The organism is Kordiimonas gwangyangensis DSM 19435 = JCM 12864, from assembly GCF_000375545.1.
Classification (GTDB): domain Bacteria; phylum Pseudomonadota; class Alphaproteobacteria; order Sphingomonadales; family Kordiimonadaceae; genus Kordiimonas; species Kordiimonas gwangyangensis.
In genome coordinates, this window is sequence record NZ_AQXF01000002.1 from 464,236 (window position 1) to 482,541 (window position 18,306).

The window sequence follows — 18,306 nt, forward strand, 5'->3', positions numbered from 1 at the left end:
GCTTCCCGGTTTTATTTTATGGATCAGGCCTCGAATGGCATGACATTCGAGAATCAGGAAAAGCCCTTTTTTCAGAATGGCCTAGTTCAGCATTCTTCAACAATCGCTGAAAATTCAAAGCCTGCGTTCGGAAAATTACAACTGCTGCCCAAAAGCTTTCTGCATGAATGCCAAATCATGCGATGTTCGAAAGCTCATTTCACAAAAAATTTGCCATAATACATACTGGGAAACCCGCAGTTTGGTTAGGGTTGGGAAGTGATGGCCCTGAAAAATCAGGTGATCACACGCATATTCTCGCAAAAGTTGCGAGGCGATGCGTCGCAGACCGTAAACCAAAGGCCAAAATCTGACGAAGAATGCGGTAGAGAAAAAAGATTGATTTTTTCGGAAAATACGTCAGGGTTGCTGACATATTTTCAAGGGGTGAGGAACCCTGTGCTGATAACCACGCAAGAGGGTGTGAAGCGTTATGTCTGACTATGGACCACTAAAATTCCACGTACCTGAACCGCCGGGTCGCCCCGGCGACGCGCCGAACTTTGACGGCATCGAGATTCCGGAAGCGGGCTCGGTACGGCGACCGGCCGTCGATAGCAAAGCCGCCGACATGAAGGAGCTCGCCTCCACCATGATCCGCGTGCTGAACACTGAGGGCGAAGCCGTTGGCGAATGGGCCGAAGGGCTCGATGATGATGTTCTGCTCACGGGCCTCAAGAACATGATCCGCGTGCGGGCGTATGACGAACGCATGATGACCCTTCAGCGTCAGGGCAAGACATCCTTCTATATGAAGTGTACCGGCGAGGAAGCGATTGCGGTCGGTTTCCGTGCGGCTCTCTCGAAGGGCGACATGAACTTCCCGACGTATCGCCAGCAGGGTCTCTTGCTCTCGACCGACTATCCAATGGTCGACATGATCTGCCAGATCCTCTCGAACTCGCGCGATCCGCTCAAAGGCCGCCAGTTGCCGATTATGTATTCGTCGAAAGAGCACGGCTTTTTCACCATCTCCGGCAACCTTGGCACCCAGTTCATCCAGGCTGTTGGCTGGGCGATGGCTTCGGCGATCAAGGGCGACACCAAAATTGCCGCTGGCTGGATTGGTGACGGCTCCACTGCCGCGACCGACTTCCACGCTTCGCTCGTGAACGCGTCCGTCTATAAGCCGCCGGTAATCCTCAATGTGGTGAATAACCAGTGGGCGATCTCCTCGTTCCGCGGTATCGCGGGCGGTGATCATGCGACCTTCGCCGAGCGTGCACTGGGTTATGATATCCCTGCCCTGCGCGTAGATGGCAACGACTTCCTTGCGGTTTATGCTGCAAGCAAATGGGCCGTTGAACGTGCCCGCCGCGGCTTTGGACCGACCCTGATTGAATGGGTAACCTACCGCGTGGCGCCGCACTCGACGTCTGATGACCCAAGCCAGTACCGCCCGAAGGAAGAGTCTTCCGCGTGGCCGCTTGGTGACCCGATCCTTCGCCTCAAGAACCATCTTGTCGCCCGCGGCATGTGGAGCGACGAGCAGCAGGTTCAGGCCGAAGCCGAGTATAACGACGAAATCCGCGCTGCGACCAAGGAAGCCGAGAGCTACGGCGTCATGGGGTCGGGTGCGAGCCCTAAAGACATGTTCGACGACGTTTACAAGGAAATGCCACGGCACCTTCGTGAACAGCGTCAGAAGATGGGAGTATAACCATGCCGCGCATGTCAATGATTGAAGCCATCCGCGACGCGATGGATGTGAAACTGGGCCAGGACGACGATGTGGTCGTCTACGGCGAGGATGTGGGCTATTTCGGCGGCGTCTTCCGCTGTACCGCAGGCCTGCAGAAGAAATACGGCACCAGCCGTGTGTTCGACAGCCCGATCAACGAAAGCGGTATTGTTGGTACCGCCATCGGCATGGGTGCTTACGGCATTCGCCCGTGTGTCGAAATCCAGTTCGCGGATTATATCTATCCGGCCTATGACCAGATTGTCTCGGAAGCGGCGCGCCTGCGCTACCGTTCGAACAAGGATTTCACCTGCCCGATCACCATCCGCACGCCTTGTGGCGGCGGTATCTTTGGCGGTCAGACCCATAGCCAGAGCCCGGAATCGCTCTTTACCCACGTGTCGGGCATCAAGACGGTGATCCCGTCAAACCCTTATGATGCCAAGGGCCTGCTGATCGCCTCCATCGAGGATGACGACCCGGTCGTCTTCTTTGAGCCGAAGCGCCTCTATAACGGCCCGTTTGACGGTCACCATGACCGTCCGGCGTCGAACTGGTCCAAGCACCCGCTCGGTGAAGTGCCGGAAGGCCACTATACGGTCGAAATCGGCAAGGCGAAGGTGTTCCGTGAAGGCGCGGATGTGACCATCCTCACCTATGGCACCATGGTCTATGTGGCGGAAGCCGCTGTGAACGAGACCGGCATCAACGCCGAGATCGTCGACCTGCGTACGCTCATGCCGCTCGATATCGATACCATCGTGCAGTCGGTTGAGAAAACCGGCCGCTGCATGGTGCTGCATGAAGCAACGTTGACGTCCGGCTTTGGCGCCGAACTGGCGGCACAGGTGCAAGAACGCTGTTTCTACCACCTTGAAAGCCCGGTTGTGCGTGTTGCTGGCTGGGATACCCCGTATCCGCACGCGCAGGAATGGGACTATTTCCCGGGGCCGGCACGTGTTGGCAAAGAACTTAAAGCGATGATGGAGGCTTGATCATGGGTGTTCACAAGATTCGCATGCCTGATGTCGGCGAAGGTATCACCGAAGCTGAAATCGTAGAATGGAACGTGAAGGTTGGCGATGTCGTCAAGGAAGACGACGTGCTGGCGGCTGTGATGACCGACAAGGCAACGGTGGAGATCCCCTCCCCCGTTGACGGTACGGTCAAGGAAATCATGGGCGAGATTGGCGAGATGACCGCCGTTGGCACCGTGATCATCGCGCTTGAGGTTGAAGGGGAAGGCAACAACATCCCCGACACGCCGAAAGCCGAAGAAGCCCCGAAGGCAGAAGAGAAAGCACCGGAGCCTGAAAAGGCACCTGAGCCGAAGAAGGCGGAAAATAAGCCTGAGCCCAAAAAGGCACCGGTTCCGAAGCCTTCTGCCGTGAAAGCGCAAACCGGCGCACCGCGTGCCGAAGGTGAAAAGCCTGTGGCTTCGCCCGCCGTGCGCAAGCGTGCGATGGATGCTGGCATCAAGCTTCAATATGTGCATGGCACGGGCCCTGCTGGCCGTATCAGCCATGAAGACCTCGATGCCTATATCTCTGGCGACAGTGCACCGGTTGCGGTTGGCTCAGGCCGCCGCCCGAACACGGACGTCAGCGAAACGCGGGTCATCGGCCTTCGCCGCAAAATCGCGGAACGCATGCAGGACGCCAAGCGCCGCATCCCTCACATCACCTATGTGGAGGAAGTGGACGTCACAGACCTCGAGACGCTTCGCGAACACCTGAACGCGACGAAGAAGGCGGACCAGCCGAAGCTGACCATCCTGCCGTTCATCATGATGGCGATGGCGCGGGCGCTGAAGGTACAGCCCAAACTCAGCAGCCACTATGACGACGATGAAGACATGCTCTACACCTATGGTGCGGCGCATATCGGCATGGCGGCCCAAACGCCGGGTGGCCTGATGGTGCCTGTGGTGCGCCACGCGGAAGCGCTTGATGTCTGGGGTATCGCCAATGAAGTCCAGCGCCTCGCCAACGCAGCGCGTGACGGTTCGATCAAACGCGAAGAGCTGACGGGTTCAACCATCACGCTCTCTTCGCTCGGCCGGATGGGCGGCATTGTCTCGACGCCCGTGATCAACAGCCCTGAAGTGGCGATTGTTGGCGTGAACAAGGTTGCTGTGCGTCCTGTGTTCCAGAATGGCGGTTTTGTACCGCGCAAGATCATGAACCTGTCGTCTTCCTTCGACCACCGTATCGTCGATGGCTATGACGCGGCTGAGTATATCCAGGAGATCCGTACGCTCCTTGAAAACCCGGCTACCCTGTTCATGGAGGTATAAATGACGAAGACGATTGAATGTGAAGTCCTTGTCCTTGGTGGCGGGCCGGGCGGTTATATCGCCGCAATCCGCGCGGGCCAGCTTGGCCTCGACACCGTATGTGTTGAAGGCCAGAGCCTGGGCGGCACATGCCTGAACGTGGGCTGTATCCCCTCAAAAGCGATGATCCACGCTGGTGACGAGTTCGAGAAGGTGATGCATTTCACGGGCGAGAACGCGCTCGGTATCTCAGTCGAGAAACCGACGCTCGATTTCAAGAAAACCGTGGCGTGGAAAGACGGCATCGTGAAACGCCTCACGGGCGGTATCGGTGGCCTCTTCAAGAAGAACAAGGTTCGCCATGTGGCCGGTTGGGGCACCATGGTTGACGGCAAGACCTGCGAAGTCGCGACCGAAGACGGCACCGTGACCGTGAAAGCGAAGAATGTAATCCTCGCCACCGGGTCTGTACCGGTTGAGATCCCATCCCTGCCCTTTGGTGGAGATATCATCTCATCCACGGAAGCGCTGTCGCTCGACAAGGTGCCCGGCAAGCTCACCGTTATCGGTGGTGGCTATATCGGGCTTGAACTCGGCATCGCTTACGCCAAGATGGGCTCCAAGGTCACCGTTGTTGAGGCGCTTGAGCGTGTGCTGGCGCAATATGACAAGGACCTCACCAAGCCGGTTGTGAATAACCTCAAGAAACTTGGCATCACGGTCATGACCGAAACCAAAGCGAAAGGCCTCTCCAAAGACGGCAAGTCGCTTGTGGTTGAGACCAAGGACGGCAAGGAAGAGACGATCAAGTCTGACAAGATCCTCGTCACCGTTGGTCGCCGCGCCAAGACGGAAGGCTGGGGCCTTGAGGGCCTTGACCTCACCATGAATGGCCGTGTGGTCGCAATCGATGACAAATGCCAGACTTCCATGACCGGCGTTTACGCCATCGGTGACCTGACGGGCGAGCCGATGCTCGCGCACCGCGCCATGGCGCAGGGTGAAATGGTGGCGGAGATCATCGCGGGCAAAAACCGCACCTTCGATAAGGTCTCGATCCCGGCTGTTTGCTTCACCGACCCTGAGCTGGTGACGGCAGGCCTGTCGGCTGAGGAAGCCAAAAAGGCTGGTTATGACATCAAGGTGGACCAGTTCCCCTTCATGGCCAATGGCCGCGCAATGACCATGGAATCAGAGGACGGCTTTGTGCGCATCGTTGCCCGCAACGACAACCACATGATCCTTGGCATCCAGGCGGTTGGCAAAGGGGTATCGGAACTGTCGGCAGCCTTCTCGCTCGCGCTTGAAATGGGTGCAAGGCTTGAAGATATCGCCGGCACCATCCACGCCCACCCGACACAAAGCGAAGGCTTCCAGGAAGCCGCGCTCAAGTCGCTTGGCCACGCGCTGCATATCTAAGGCCCGCGAGCAACACCAATCTTCTGAGAAGCCGGGCTTTTGCCCGGCTTTTTATTTGAAATGCTAAACCCGCTGGCGCACACTAACACTTCTCAGTCCAAAGCGGAGGCGGAACAGTGCTCAAATCTGGGGTTATCTTTTCATTGGCGCTAATGGTCGCGGCAAACTGCTCTCAACTTCAAGCCCAAGAATGCGATGAAGAATGCCAAAAAAACGTGCCACAAGACTGGGAATTCAGAATAGAGGCAACGATAAAACAGAGCGAAGCAACTCTCCACCTGTTGGATAATATTAAAGGGCTCCAGCCGGCAAAGGAAGGCTTATCGGCTGGCCTCAAGTTCAATTCATCGAACTTCATCGTAGGGCCAAACCAAAGTGCCAAAATATGCCTTTGGGAAATTGTTGCGGACGGTCACCCCGTTGACAGAGACACAAGCCCTAAATCAGGCCTGACGGTAAGCTATACAGGACAGTTTAGCAAAGAACCCAACCTGCAGGGCACTCTCGAGCCCTTAGAGTACGGACCAACCTGTCACGACTTGCCCGCACAAGCCGGCGAATACGAAGTTATTTTGCACAATTCCAGCAACCTGCGTGCAGTGGTTGCGACACTCACCCTCACATTTATAGATAGCGCGCAATAGGGTCACCGACGGGCGCCCTTTTTGCATCTGCACTATTTTATCACGAGCCTTTGAAAGCCCCGGTTTCCGTAGCGTCACAGCCATGGCACTGGTAGAGAAAGTTGTGCATTAGCATGATATTTCTTGTGCCTATCCACAAATTTCAAAACACCCCTGAAAACAGACAGAAGATTGCGAAAATCTGCAAACTTCGAAAGCTCATTTCGTGCGAACGGTGACATACTCCGCTCCAACTCGAACCCCGTAGGGAATAATGAAAAAACACGGCGGGTCTGCTATCATATAGGCGCAGACAGACCGGAGGAGCAGGCGGGAGTTTGAGGTGCGTTCAACGGGCGGCGGCCCGGAACGTAATATCAACTTGGAAGGGATCACATAAATGCCCGTATTCGATTCACGCAGCTTCAGGAACCACGAGAACGTCGTATTCTGTTCCGACGAAGCCACCGGCCTCAAAGCAATCATCGCTGTTCACTCAACGGCGCTCGGCCCGGCCACGGGCGGCACCCGTTTCTGGGACTATGCTGCCATTCACCGTCGCTCCGCCCCGATCGACGTTGCGGAAACCCGCGGCGAACAAGATGCTGTTTACGACGTCCTGCGCCTTTCGCGCGGCATGTCCTTCAAGAATGCGATGGCTGGCCTGCGCCTTGGCGGCGGCAAGTCTGTCATCATTGGTAACCCGCGCGAGCTTGGCACGCCTGAGCTGATGCGCGCCTTCGGCCGCATGATCAACCGCCTCGGCGGCAACTATTATGCCGCTGAAGACGTTGGCACGAGCCCGGACATGCTGGCAGCAGCGTCCGAGACGACCGCCTATGTTTGCGGCCTTGATGGTGGCGACTTCGGCACCGGCGACCCGTCGCCACACACTGCCCTTGGCGTGTTCACCGGCATTCAGGCCTCCGTCAAGCACCGCCTTGGCAAAGACGACCTGAACGGCGTACGCGTGGCCGTACAAGGCCTCGGCCACGTTGGCCAATATCTTGTTGACCACCTGCGGAATGCTGGCGCCAAAGTTATCGTGACCGACATCGTGGACGCGAACATCAAAGCTGTGCTTGAGCGCGGCGAAGCCGAGGTGGTGAGCCCGGACGAAATCCACGCTGTAGACTGTGACGTTTACGCGCCTTGTGCCCTGGGCGGTACGCTGAACCCGAAGACCCTTGGTGATATCAAGGCGACGATCATTGCAGGTGCGGCGAACAACCAGCTTGAGACCGAAGGCAAGGAAGACGAGCAACTGCGCAAGCGCGGCATTCTTTATGCGCCTGACTATGTGATCAACGCCGGCGGCATCATCTCGGTTGAATCCGAAGTCTACAAAGAAAAAGTAGACAATGCTGCACGCGAAGCCAAAGTCCTGCGCATTGGTGAAACGCTCACGAAAATCTACGAAGCCAGCGACAAACAAGGCCGCCCGACGGGTGTTATCGCCAACGAGATGGCGGAAGACATCATCCGCAAGGCAAACGAAGCCAAGCTCGCCGCTGCCGCTGAGTAAGCGAATAAAAAAGGCTACTCGCCTAAAAAACAGCAAAAGCCCTCATGCCCGCGTGCATGGGGGCTTTTTCTTTGCCCGCGCGCCCGCTAAAGAAGAATGCATGGAAAAAGAAGATATCAGCACCGAAAGCCTCGCCTCCAACCTGCGTGCCGCGCGCATGGCTGAGGGTTGGAGCGTTGAGGAACTGGCTGACCGTGCTGATATCGAGGCCGAAGACCTTTACGCCATCGAACGTGGCGCAAAATATCAAGAGGCACAGTTGAGCGCCCTCTCCCGCGCACTGGGTATACCCGTGCGCATGCTGCTGCCCAATGACGTGGCAAACCGCTTCGATGCGCCAAAAAGCAAAAACAACTGGCCGACAATCATCGTCACCGCGCTTTTTGTACTGGTGGCCATCCGCACCCTGCTTGCAAGCTTTGGCTACTAAGCCAATAGCCAGCTTTTTCCCGGCCCAGTAGAATGATATTCTCCCCCATCCAAACAGGGAGGATAGAATGATCAAACAAACAATCATTGGCGCTGCCTTCGCGCTCGCCATTGCACTACCCGGCCAAGCCATGGAAGAGGATATCATGGCGGTCGACAGCGCCTTTGCCGCCATGTCCGGCACGGACGGTATCGCTGCCGCCTTTGCGCATTATCTCGCAGATGATGCAGTGAAACTTGATGGCGGCGCGCACCCGGTATTCGGCGTTGAGGTTATCGTGTCCGGCCTCAAACAATTACCGCCAGACGCCAAGCTGGACTGGACCCCCCAGTACGGCAAGATCGCCGCGTCTGGTGACCTCGCCTACACGTGGGGCACCTATGTGTTTTCCATGATGCGGGACGGCGAACGGCGTGAAAGCCATGGCAAATACATGACCGTGTGGGAAAAGCGCGACGGCGTGTGGAAAGCTGTACTTGACGGCGGCAACGTAAGCCCCGGCCCGTGGGACGGCAAAAAGAACTGAGAATATAAAAAGGGCGGCGCAATGGCACCGCCCTCTTCATTCATGCTGTATCCGGAAGCCTTAGAAGTGCTTGCGGATCATCAGGCCGAACGTACGCGGCGAGTTGGTGCGGAAGCCAAGGCGCGCACGGCCACCACGCTCACGGTCGAACGACAGGTTGGCATTCTCGTCAAACACGTTGTTCACATAGGCCATGAACTCCATGCTTTCCCAGTTGATGCCGAAGCTGAAATTGACCGTCTGGTAGCTGTCGAGCTCAAGGTCAAGCGCTGTAACTTCATCACCCGTCGCGCCGCGATACGGCAGGCCGGATACGAAGTTGCCTGCACCCGGCTCCTGATCGGACGGCTGGGTATAGAGGCTGCCACGGTGCTGGAACGTGGCCGAGAAGTAGGCCTCAGCATCGTCACCCGCAACATCGAACGGGAAGCTGTAGGTTGCGCTTGCACCAAGGTTGAACTCAGGCACCGATGCGAGACGGTTACCGTCGCGAACGCCGCCAAGAACCGCACCCGTGCTGTCCTCAACCGTTGAATCAAACTGTGATTCAAGGAGAGTACCGGCGAACGAGAGGTCGAGACCTTCGAACGGACGTGCCTTGAACTCAAGTTCAAGACCTTGCGTGTGAGCCTTCGGTACGTTGAAGGAGATACGCGACGAGCACGAACCCGCGTCCAAGGTGACCTGAAGGTTGGAGATGTCGGTATAGAAGGCAGCCGCATTCAAGCTGAACTTGGAGCCCTGTACCTTCACGCCAGCTTCGTAGTTCCATAGCGTCTCATCGTCATAGTCCTGGAAGCCACCAAAGATTTCCAAGTCCTGAGCGTTACAGAGCGCGGTGTTCAAGGGGTCGTTCACGCCGCCAAGACGGAAGCCTTTGGAGACTTGCGCGTTGATGGTCACGCTGTCGCTTGCACGGTACTGTGCGAGGAAACGTGGTGTGAAGCCGTTGGCCGACGTTTCGTCAACCTGATCCACCACACCGTTACCGAAGAGACCAACCTGCGTTACGCTGCGCTCTTCCTTATAGTCATAGTAGCGACCGCCAGCCGTCAGCTCGAGGCGATCCGTCACGTCATAGGTCAGCTCACCAAAGACGGCGATCTGCTCAAGCGTGTACGGGAGCTCGGAATAGAACGGCGAGTCTACTGGTGCTACGCCCATGCGGGTTGCTTCTGCCGTGCCGTCGCCCAGCACTGCGTCGGTGAAGGCGTCATAGCCCGGCGTCGGCAGATACTGCTGGTAATAGCGGTCGGTGTTTGCATAGAAGCCACCAACAATCCACTGGAGCGGCCCGTCACCATTGCTGGAGAGACGAACTTCCTGTGTGAACTGCTCAACTTCCGTGCTGTCGCGCAGGTTGGACGGCAGGCGGATGGCCGCATCCGGGTAACCGAGGTCAACCGACACACTGCCCGTCAGCGCGCTTGCGTCGCGGCTCACGAGGATATCGCGGTCCGTGTAGCTGGTGATGGAGGTCACATCAAAACCGTCAAAGCCGATTTCTGCCGTCAGGTCCGCGATGAGGGTCTGGTCCTCAAAGCCTTCACGAAGCTTGAGGAACTGCTGGCGTTCTTCAAACACGGTTGGGTCGGTCTGATACGGGTTGGCATAGAGGTTGTAGACTTCCTGACGGTTGAAACCGTTCATGTCGATTTCCTGATAGATCACACGCGGGGTGATCGTCAGGTTCTCGGACGGCTGGAAGGTGAAGGCCACACGGCCACCGGTGCGGGTGCCGTTGTTCACGTTCTCCGTGATGCTGCCGTTCGGGCGGATTGCGTCAATGAAGCCACCATATTCGGTGTGATAGGCAACGATACGTACCGCCGAGGTTCCCTCGGAGATTGGAACGTTGGCCATTGCCTTGACGTGGCCGCCGACGCTGCCGCCGGACATGGTGTTGAGGTCGCCTTCGACGACGCCTTCAAACTCTTCCACGTTCGGCTGATTGGTGATGTAGCGAATGGTACCGCCCACAGAGCCGGAGCCAAAAAGCGTGCCTTGCGGGCCACGCAGCGTTTCAACGCGGTTCAGGTCAAAAAGATCGAGGTCAGGTGTGAAAAGCGAAAGCGAAATCACACTCTCATCAAGGTAGACGCCAACCTGTTCCTTCACACCTGGCTGGTCACGGACGATCTGACCAGCGGACACACCACGGATCGCAACCTGGCTCTGACCCGGGCCGAGGTTCTGGATCATCAGGCCAGCCACGTTGCGCGAGAGGTCTTCAAGGCTTTTGGCCCCGGTGCGCTGGATGTCTGCCTGCGTTTGTGCGTTGATGGAAAACGGAACATCCTGAATGCTGGATGCACGCTTGGTTGCTGTTACGACGATTTCCTCAAGTGCGAAACCCTTGCTGTCCTGTGCAACTTCTTGCGCCACGGCCGGCAGGCTAAGCCCGCCACCAAGCACAAGCGTAAGCACGGACACGCCCATGTGCGGACGCGCGTACTTTGTTCTCATGTTAGAACCCTTCCCTAGGTTTGGTTTGTTTCTTCCCAACGTAACAGACAGGTACCGAATTTTTTGACCTTGGCACCCGCCACAGGCGGTAAAACCGCCTGCATATTTGAGACGAATAGGCGCGCAGTGTTGGGAACATATTTTTGTGATTTTTTCACTGACAGCGCTGACAAAACGCAAATAAAAACAAAACACTATGCGCAGAGGTTGTAACCCGCATCTCGCGTGCGCTGACACACTCCGGACATAAGAAAAGGGCTGCCGCAATGCGACAGCCCTCAAGTCCAGCCCATTTTGTTATTCTTGTATCAGCTTGCTTCGCGTGCGAGGCGGCCGCCGGCCTTGGCATAGGCTTGCGTACCGTTATTGTGCACACGGTCACCTTCGAGCACTGTATCCGGCGAAATGACGGTTTTATTAGCCTCAAGCTCATCATAAAGCGGACCGAAATCCTGATAGGTTGCCTCAAGAAGCTCTTCAAAGCTGTCGATAACCCAGTAGGTCTGCTGGAAGTCATCGATGCGGTAATCGGTCTTCATCAGGCGCACGAGCTCAAAGTGAATGCGGTTCGGGCTATTGTCCTCAAGGCAGAAAATGCTTTCGGACTTTGAGCTTACGATACCGGCACCATAAATCCGCATGCCTTTTGGTGTGTTGATGAGGCCAAACTCCACCGTGTACCAGTAAAGCCGTGCAAGGTTCTTGAGCACCCCGCGCCCCATCGCGCGCTGGCCGCCCTTGCCGTATGCTTCCATATAGTCAGCAAACACAGGGTTTGCGAGCAGCGGCACGTGGCCGAATACGTCATGGAACACGTCCGGCTCTTGCAGGTAATCAAGCTGCGCTTCACTGCGGATGAAATTACCCGCCGGGAAGCGGCGATTGGCGAGGTGGTCAAAAAACACCTCATCGGGCACGAGGTCAGGCACAGCCACCACGGTCCAGCCGGTGAGCTTCTGCAGCTTTTCGGACAGTTCCTCAAACTTCGGGATACCGCCATCCGACAGCTTCAAAAGCTTCAGACCCTGCATGAACTCGTCACACGCGCGGCCTTCAAGCATTTCCACCTGACGGGCATACAGCCGGTCCCAGCGGTCATGTTCTTCTGCGGTGAAATGTTCCCACTTCTGGTCAACGGTATAATCCTCATTGACCTCTACTTCTCGACCAAGCCTTGTTTTAATCTTCATGACTTACTCTCCATGACCATGTCTTGAGCCGCGCTTCAGGCTTTAGGTGCGTCCGGTTGGTTTTCCGGCAGCGCCTTGATGAAGGGCTCAAGGGTGTTGCAGCTGGCGTCAATACGCTCAAGCGTCGGGAACGGGCCGGTATCAACATTGAACCGGCGCGCATTATACATTTGCGGCACCAGGTAAAGGTCCGCGAGACCAGGCGTGTCACCAAAACAGAACTCGCCAGTGTGGGCGCTTCCGCTCACAATTTTCTCGAGCGCCGTAAAACCTTCGGTGATCCAGTCACCGTACCATTTCTTGACCAAAGCATCGTCCGCGCCAAACTCGCCTTTGAGCTTGCCGAGAACAGCGAGGTTATTCAGCGGATGGATATCGCAGGCGATGATGTTTGCGAGCTGGCGCACATAAGCGCGGTTCGCCGCACCTTCAGGCAGCAGCGGCACATCCGGATAGACTTCATCCAGATATTCAAGGATGGCGGGCGACTGCGAAAGCTTCACATCGCCATCAATGAAATACGGCACCCTGCCCTGCGGGTTGATCGCGCGGTAAGCGTCAGACTTCTGCTCGCTCACGCCTGGGATCAGGTTTACCGCTTTATGCTCACACTCAAGTTGCTTGAGATTGAGGGCGATGCGCACACGGTACGCCGCGGATGACCGGAAATACCCATAAAGTGTACGCATCTGCCGCTCTCCCCTTATGCTTTCTCGATCACCTGGTCGATCGCACCAAAGATTGATGCGCCGTCACGGTCGAGCATCTCGATACGGATGGTGTCACCAAACTTCATGAAGCTGGTTTTGGGTGCACCGTGCTCGATGGTCTCGATCATGCGGATTTCGGCGATACAGCTGTAGCCAACGCCACCTTCAGCAACCGGTTTGCCAGGACCGCCATCAAGCTTGTTCGATACAGTGCCCGAACCAATGATGGCACCAGCACCGAGCGGGCGGCTTTTCGCTGCGTGCGAGATAAGCTTCGCGAAGTTGAACGTCATGTCCACACCGGCTTCAGGTTTGCCGAACAGCTCACCGTTATAGTGCGACAGAAGCGGCAGGTTGACCTTCGTGTCGTCCCACGCGTCGCCCAGTTCGTCCGGCGTGATGCAGACGGGGCTGAAGGCGCTTGAAGGCTTCGACTGGAAGAAACCAAAGCCTTTCGCAAGCTCACCGGGGATCAGACCGCGGAGCGACACGTCGTTCACCAGCATCAGGAGCTTAATGTGCTTACCTGCGTCTTCGGTCGCGACACCCATGGGCACATCGTCGGTGATCACTGCAATCTCAGCCTCGAAATCGATGCCCCAGCCTTCATCCTGCGGCATTTTCACCGGTTCGTGCGGGGCGAGGAAAGCGTCTGAACCACCCTGATACATCAGCGGGTCGGTCCAGAAAGTTTCCGGCATTTCAGCGTTCCGCGCCTTACGCACCAGTTCAACGTGGTTCACATAGGCTGAACCATCCGCCCACTGGAATGCACGCGGCAGCGGCGACGCGCAATCTGCCTCGTTGAAGACTTCGCCTTTCTCGGCGCCGGAATTGAGCGATTCATACAGCGCACGCAGGCGCGGCAGCACGGAAGCCCAGTCATCGAGCGCGGCTTGCATCGTGGGCGCAATATCGCCCGCGTCAGCCATGCGCTTTAGGTCTTTTGAAACCACGACAAGTTTGCCGTCGCGGCCGTGCTTGAGGGATGCCAGTTTCATATATCTCTATCCTGAAATCTTGAAGTTATTCTATGGGCGGCGCGAGTTATTCGCTGCCTGCCCCTTTGAATTCACCGTTGCCGTGCAGCCAGGCTGCATGCTGGGGAGCCTTCTTGGTTTTCGACCATTCTTCGATCATTGCAGGCGCCACACGCTTGAGTTCCTCAAGCATGCCCGGCTTCGCCGTATTGGCCGCAAGCTCGATACGGTGTCCATTGGGGTCGAAGAAATAGATCGACTTGAAGATGGTGTGGTCGGTCGGGCCAAGCACATCGATACCAGCAGCTTCAAGGTTTTTCTTAGCCTCGAGGAGCACGTCCATGCTCTCAACCTCGAAAGCGATATGCTGAACCCACTGCGGCGTGTTGCCGTCGCGGCCCATCTCCGGCTGGTTTGGCAGCTCGAAGAAGGCGAGCACGTTGCCATTCCCGGCATCAAGGAAGATGTGCATATAGGGGTCATAGGCACCGGTTGAAGGTACATGGTCTTCCGCAATTGCGAGCTGGAAGTCCATGTTCAGGTGCTTCTGGTAAAACTCGATGGTTTCCTTGGCGTCCTTGCAGCGGTAGGCCACGTGGTGGATGCGCTCTAGCTTCATGGTGTCTCTCCGAACGATTGCTACACGTGAGGGTGATGGGGCTGCATGCGCAGCCCCGCCTCATGCCTTATCAGGCTGCGTTTTCGTCAACCTTCAGCGCGCCACGACGGATCTGGTCACGCTCCATCGATTCAAAGAGCGCCTTGAAGTTGCCTTCGCCGAAACCTTCGTCTTTCTTGCGCTGGATGAACTCGAAGAAGATCGGGCCCACTTGCGTTTCAGAGAAGATTTGCAGCAGCAGACGTGGGTCGCCATCCTCGGTGGAACCATCAAGGAGGATACCACGCTTCTGCAGTTCATCAACCGGCTCACCGTGGTTCGGCAGGCGCTCGGACAGCATCTCATAGTAGGTTTGCGGCGGTGCGGTCATGAACGGCACGCCTTTGGCCTTGAGCTTGTCCCAGCACTCCAGCAGGTTATCGCAGGAGAATGCGATGTGCTGGATGCCCTCGCCGTTATAGGCCATCAGGTATTCTTCGATCTGGCCGTTGCCGCCAGCAGCTTCCTCATTGAGCGGGATACGGATCAGGCCGTCCGGCGCGGTCATGGCGCGGGAAGTGAGACCGGTATATTCACCCTTGATGTCAAAGTAGCGGATTTCGCGGAAGTTGAAGAAGCTCTCATAGAACTTCGCCCAGTAATCCATGCGGCCGCGGTAAACGTTGTGGGTCAGGTGGTCGATAACCTTGAAACCGCAGCCTTCAGGGTGGCGGTCCACACCTTCGATCCACTCGAAGTCGATGTCATAGATGCTTTCGCCGTCCTTGAAACGGTCGATCATATAGAGTGCAGCACCGCCAATACCTTTGATAGCTGGCAGGCGCAGTTCCATAGGGCCGGTTACGGTGTCAATCGGCTGCGCGCCTTTTTCAAGCGCCATCTTATAGGCCTTGTGCGCATCTTTCACGCGGAAAGCCATGCCACACGCGGACGGACCGTGCTCTTCGCCGTAATAATAGGCCGGGCAGTTTTTCTCGTAGTTGGTGATGAAGTTGATATCGCCTTGGCGCCACAGTTCAACATCTTTTGAGCGGTGACGGGCAACACGCGTGAAGCCCAGCGTTTCAAAAGTGGTCTCAAGAAGGCCCTTTTCCGGCGCGGTGAATTCAACAAATTCAAAACCGCACAGGCCCATTGGGTTTTCAAAGAGATCGGCCATGTTCAATCACTCCATCATTCTCTATACATTATGAGATTGGCACCATTGGCCTTTACGCGGCCTGCTTTTATCTTGAATACTGGTGCCGATTTATATTTGACGCTATATTAGTTTCATTCGTAACTAATTGCAATAGGCGTAAATGGGGTGACGATGAAAAATAACGAAAATACGCTGCATCTGGGGGAATTCCTGCCCTACCGGCTTTCGGTTCTCTCGAACCGCATCAGCCGCGCAATTGCGGACGGCTACGAGGAACAGTTCCAGCTAACCCTGCCGGAGTGGCGCGTGATGGCCGTCCTTGGCGGTGAGCCGGACCTTTCCGCCGCACAAGTGGCCGAACGCACGGCAATGGACAAGGTGGCGGTGTCCCGCGCGGTCAACAAGCTACTGGAAAGCGGCAGGCTTGAGCGCCATTTCTCGCCCGAGGACAAACGCCGTTCGGTGCTCGCACTCTCGGAAGAAGGTCAGAAAATCTACCGCGAGGTTATCCCGATCGCGCTGGGGTACGAGAGCAAAATCCTCGACAAACTGAGCGAGCCCGAGAAACTCACGCTCATGTCTCTCCTCAACAAACTTGAGGATATTCAATTACATGCGGATGAAAATTAAAGCGGTGTATCAGCTGGATAGCCGAACAGATAGCCCTGCAGATAATCAACGCCCGCACTCTCTAGCATGCGGGCGGTCTTTTTATCCTCAACACCTTCAGCAATAACCTTGATGCCGGACTGCTTGGCAGAATCAACGATATTGGCGACGAGTGTCCATTTACGTCCATCTTCCACAAGGTCCCGCGTCAACGACTTATCAAGCTTGATGAAGTCCGGCAGGATTTGTGTAATGGTCGCAAGGTTGTTGAACCCGGTGCCAAAGTCATCAAGCGCGATGCGGATACCGCGATCTTTCAGGCGACCAACCAGCCGCTGAAGCGTTTCAAAGTCTGGCAGTTGCTGGCTTTCCACAATCTCGAACACAAGTTGTTCGTGCGGGAAACCACCTTCACCGACCACGGAGTGCAGCCAGATCTCAAGCCCCTCTTCCGTGTCCACACTATAGGGCAGTACGTTCACGAAAACATTCTGCTTGATATCAAAGTGCTTGGCCGTACGGATTGCGCTTTCGCCGGCGGCGAGGTCGAGCGCATAGATCATACCCGCCTCGTCGGCAGTCTCAAAAAGAACCGGCGCCGGAATATCGGTGCCATCTGTGTGCAAACCGCGGATCAGGCACTCATAACCGTAAATTTCATTATGGTCGGCCGCGGAGACAATCGGCTGCAGCAATGACTTATAGCGCCGCTCCATCAGCATATCGCCAAGCCACCGGGCAGAAAGCCTGAGACCAAGCTCTTGCAGGGACTGCATGCTGCCGAATTCCCTTAGGCTTGGGCGGGTACTGCCGGAGAGAAGCGCGCGCACCGCGCGGCGTTCCTCAACCAAGAGGCGCTGCTCAAGGATTGGCAACAAGCTTTCCATATCGTCGGAGAGGAAACAGATAACACCAGGTTCGCCCAGAGGCACTTCGATCACATCCGAATCCGTCAGTGCCACACGCACCTTGAGCGCAAGTGCATCATCAGGACACCAGAAGAATGCATGCCCGACACCGGTCACATAGGGATATAAGGATTCATCAGGCAACACGTGACCTCTCAAGCTGTCAGCGGCTTGTTTATGGCTATTGTTTAGCACTCAAACACTTTTTGCCAAAGTCGTAAAGACTTGTTTCCAATTGGCCGCTCCGTCCCCCAGAAGGAGCGAGAGCAGGATACGAGCCTTACGGCCCCGCAGGCCACCCGCGGGCACAAGGCCGCGCGCAATCAGGTCAATCTCTGCGCCCTTGTAGCCATAGGTATTTTCAAACACACGACCACCTCGGGCCCGGGAAGCTAGGACAACAGGCATTTTTGCCGCAAGTGCCTCGGCTTTTGCGGCCCACAGTTCCGATAGATGCCCAGCCCCATAGGCTTCAATGACCACCCCGTCATAGCCGAGCCCGGCCAGACTGTCGAACAGGCGCCCGTCATCATCAAGCACGGCACTCAGAAGCGCGACGGCGGCGGGCCTTCCCTGCAAGCCCAACGCTTCACGGGCCTGGCGCCGCCAATACACCGTTCCTTCCGAGAGCGTGCCCACAGGCCCGGGCTCGGATGTGAAGGCCTGCAAGGTGGACGTATGCTCCTTGGCAACATGCCAGGGGTCATGAGCCTCACCGTTCATCACAAGGCTCACACAGCCTTCAGGCGTTGCAAGGGCTACACGTACCGCATCAAGCAAGTTTGCGGGCCCATCAGCGCCCGCTTGGTTCGGCGAACGCATGGCGCCTGTAAACACAAGCGGTTTTTTGCCTTTATAGATGAGGCTTGCGATGAAGGAGGTTTCCTCCATCGAGTCTGTGCCTTGGGTCACTATGAAGGCGTCAGCGTCAGAAGCTTCCGCGCGGGCGCAAAGGTCGGCGATCAGATCGAAGGTGAGGTTGGCGCTGCCCTTTTGCACAAGGGTATCAGTGCGAAATTCGGCAAGGTCCTGCAAATCCGGCACAGCGCGGATGAGGTCTGTTGCACTAAGGGTCGGCGTAACCCCCGAGGTGTCCCCGGGGGTCATCGCAATGGTTCCGCCTAAAGCATATACCTGAATGACGGGCATCTTGTTCATGCCCGCC

General features: G+C 56.6%; 17 protein-coding genes. 9 read left to right on the forward strand and 8 right to left on the reverse strand.

Annotation, left to right across the window (positions count from 1 at the left end):
- The first annotated feature begins 472 nt into the window (after positions 1 to 472).
- From B150_RS0107135 to B150_RS22225, 8 genes are all read left to right on the forward strand, one after another.
- Complete coding sequence (locus B150_RS0107135) at positions 473 to 1,699, forward strand: 3-methyl-2-oxobutanoate dehydrogenase (2-methylpropanoyl-transferring) subunit alpha (protein WP_020399214.1); 1,227 nt, start codon at positions 473 to 475, stop codon at positions 1,697 to 1,699.
- 2 nt (positions 1,700 to 1,701) lie between these two features.
- Positions 1,702 to 2,715 (forward strand): alpha-ketoacid dehydrogenase subunit beta, encoded by a 1,014-nt coding sequence (locus tag B150_RS0107140; protein ID WP_020399215.1) that lies wholly within the window; start codon positions 1,702 to 1,704, stop codon positions 2,713 to 2,715.
- 2 nt (positions 2,716 to 2,717) lie between these two features.
- A complete protein-coding gene (locus B150_RS0107145; protein ID WP_020399216.1) occupies positions 2,718 to 4,016 on the forward strand; it encodes a dihydrolipoamide acetyltransferase family protein in 1,299 nt (432 codons plus the stop codon).
- On the forward strand, positions 4,017 to 5,414 hold the full coding sequence (gene lpdA, locus B150_RS0107150; protein ID WP_020399217.1) for a dihydrolipoyl dehydrogenase: 1,398 nt from the start codon (positions 4,017 to 4,019) through the stop codon (positions 5,412 to 5,414).
- Between the two features lie 116 nt (positions 5,415 to 5,530).
- A complete protein-coding gene (locus tag B150_RS0107155) occupies positions 5,531 to 6,058 on the forward strand; it encodes a hypothetical protein (RefSeq protein ID WP_020399218.1) in 528 nt (175 codons plus the stop codon).
- A 379-nt stretch (positions 6,059 to 6,437) separates the two neighbouring features.
- Complete coding sequence (locus B150_RS0107160) at positions 6,438 to 7,562, forward strand: Glu/Leu/Phe/Val family dehydrogenase (RefSeq protein ID WP_020399219.1); 1,125 nt, start codon at positions 6,438 to 6,440, stop codon at positions 7,560 to 7,562.
- A gap of 100 nt (positions 7,563 to 7,662) precedes the next feature.
- A complete protein-coding gene (locus B150_RS0107165; protein WP_020399220.1) occupies positions 7,663 to 7,992 on the forward strand; it encodes a helix-turn-helix domain-containing protein in 330 nt (109 codons plus the stop codon).
- 67 nt (positions 7,993 to 8,059) lie between these two features.
- Entirely contained in the window at positions 8,060 to 8,518 is a 459-nt protein-coding gene (locus B150_RS22225) for a YybH family protein (RefSeq protein ID WP_020399221.1), read from the forward strand.
- Between the two features lie 60 nt (positions 8,519 to 8,578).
- Here the strand turns inward: B150_RS22225 and B150_RS0107175 are convergent, their stop codons facing one another.
- The 6 genes from B150_RS0107175 to hppD form a co-directional block, all read right to left on the reverse strand.
- Positions 8,579 to 10,984, reverse strand: coding sequence for a TonB-dependent receptor (locus tag B150_RS0107175; protein WP_026168254.1), 2,406 nt, complete (start codon positions 10,982 to 10,984; stop codon positions 8,579 to 8,581).
- 308 nt (positions 10,985 to 11,292) lie between these two features.
- On the reverse strand, positions 11,293 to 12,174 hold the full coding sequence (gene phhA / locus B150_RS0107180; RefSeq protein WP_020399223.1) for a phenylalanine 4-monooxygenase: 882 nt from the start codon (positions 12,172 to 12,174) through the stop codon (positions 11,293 to 11,295).
- A 35-nt stretch (positions 12,175 to 12,209) separates the two neighbouring features.
- Positions 12,210 to 12,863, reverse strand: a complete 654-nt coding sequence (gene maiA / locus B150_RS0107185) for a maleylacetoacetate isomerase (RefSeq protein ID WP_020399224.1) — start codon at positions 12,861 to 12,863, stop codon at positions 12,210 to 12,212.
- A 14-nt stretch (positions 12,864 to 12,877) separates the two neighbouring features.
- Positions 12,878 to 13,885, reverse strand: a complete 1,008-nt coding sequence (locus B150_RS0107190; RefSeq protein WP_020399225.1) for a fumarylacetoacetate hydrolase family protein — start codon at positions 13,883 to 13,885, stop codon at positions 12,878 to 12,880.
- Between the two features lie 46 nt (positions 13,886 to 13,931).
- On the reverse strand, positions 13,932 to 14,483 hold the full coding sequence (locus B150_RS0107195) for a VOC family protein (RefSeq protein ID WP_020399226.1): 552 nt from the start codon (positions 14,481 to 14,483) through the stop codon (positions 13,932 to 13,934).
- Positions 14,484 to 14,553: 70 nt separating this feature from the next.
- Complete coding sequence (gene hppD / locus B150_RS0107200; protein ID WP_020399227.1) at positions 14,554 to 15,642, reverse strand: 4-hydroxyphenylpyruvate dioxygenase; 1,089 nt, start codon at positions 15,640 to 15,642, stop codon at positions 14,554 to 14,556.
- Between the two features lie 153 nt (positions 15,643 to 15,795).
- Between hppD and B150_RS0107205 the strand changes: the two genes are divergently transcribed.
- The gene (locus B150_RS0107205; protein WP_020399228.1) at positions 15,796 to 16,254 is read left to right on the forward strand and encodes a MarR family winged helix-turn-helix transcriptional regulator; all 459 of its coding nucleotides are present in this window, start codon (positions 15,796 to 15,798) and stop codon (positions 16,252 to 16,254) included.
- Here B150_RS0107205 and B150_RS0107210 read toward each other — a convergent pair.
- Both B150_RS0107210 and B150_RS0107215 read right to left on the reverse strand, forming a co-directional pair.
- On the reverse strand, positions 16,251 to 17,285 hold the full coding sequence (locus B150_RS0107210) for an EAL domain-containing protein (protein ID WP_026168256.1): 1,035 nt from the start codon (positions 17,283 to 17,285) through the stop codon (positions 16,251 to 16,253). The two genes, B150_RS0107205 and B150_RS0107210, sit on opposite strands and share 4 nt — an antisense overlap.
- 51 nt (positions 17,286 to 17,336) lie before the next feature.
- Complete coding sequence (locus B150_RS0107215; protein WP_020399230.1) at positions 17,337 to 18,299, reverse strand: asparaginase; 963 nt, start codon at positions 18,297 to 18,299, stop codon at positions 17,337 to 17,339.
- Between the last annotated feature and the right edge of the window lie 7 nt (positions 18,300 to 18,306).

Excerpts from the sequence above, each read along its gene's own strand:
- lpdA (WP_020399217.1), top strand. The coding sequence starts at position 4,017 with ATGACGAAGACGATTGAATGTGAAGTCCTTGTCCTTGGTGGCGGGCCG.
- B150_RS0107160 (WP_020399219.1), top strand. The coding sequence starts at position 6,438 with ATGCCCGTATTCGATTCACGCAGCTTCAGGAACCACGAGAACGTCGTA.
- phhA (WP_020399223.1), bottom strand. The coding sequence starts at position 12,174 with ATGAAGATTAAAACAAGGCTTGGTCGAGAAGTAGAGGTCAATGAGGAT.
- B150_RS0107205 (WP_020399228.1), top strand. The coding sequence starts at position 15,796 with ATGAAAAATAACGAAAATACGCTGCATCTGGGGGAATTCCTGCCCTAC.
- maiA (WP_020399224.1), bottom strand. The coding sequence starts at position 12,863 with ATGCGTACACTTTATGGGTATTTCCGGTCATCCGCGGCGTACCGTGTG.
- B150_RS0107190 (WP_020399225.1), bottom strand. The coding sequence starts at position 13,885 with ATGAAACTGGCATCCCTCAAGCACGGCCGCGACGGCAAACTTGTCGTG.
- B150_RS22225 (WP_020399221.1), top strand. The coding sequence starts at position 8,060 with ATGATCAAACAAACAATCATTGGCGCTGCCTTCGCGCTCGCCATTGCA.
- B150_RS0107195 (WP_020399226.1), bottom strand. The coding sequence starts at position 14,483 with ATGAAGCTAGAGCGCATCCACCACGTGGCCTACCGCTGCAAGGACGCC.
- B150_RS0107215 (WP_020399230.1), bottom strand. The coding sequence starts at position 18,299 with ATGAACAAGATGCCCGTCATTCAGGTATATGCTTTAGGCGGAACCATT.
- hppD (WP_020399227.1), bottom strand. The coding sequence starts at position 15,642 with ATGGCCGATCTCTTTGAAAACCCAATGGGCCTGTGCGGTTTTGAATTT.
- B150_RS0107145 (WP_020399216.1), top strand. The coding sequence starts at position 2,718 with ATGGGTGTTCACAAGATTCGCATGCCTGATGTCGGCGAAGGTATCACC.
- B150_RS0107165 (WP_020399220.1), top strand. The coding sequence starts at position 7,663 with ATGGAAAAAGAAGATATCAGCACCGAAAGCCTCGCCTCCAACCTGCGT.
- B150_RS0107140 (WP_020399215.1), top strand. The coding sequence starts at position 1,702 with ATGCCGCGCATGTCAATGATTGAAGCCATCCGCGACGCGATGGATGTG.
- B150_RS0107175 (WP_026168254.1), bottom strand. The coding sequence starts at position 10,984 with ATGAGAACAAAGTACGCGCGTCCGCACATGGGCGTGTCCGTGCTTACG.
- B150_RS0107135 (WP_020399214.1), top strand. The coding sequence starts at position 473 with ATGTCTGACTATGGACCACTAAAATTCCACGTACCTGAACCGCCGGGT.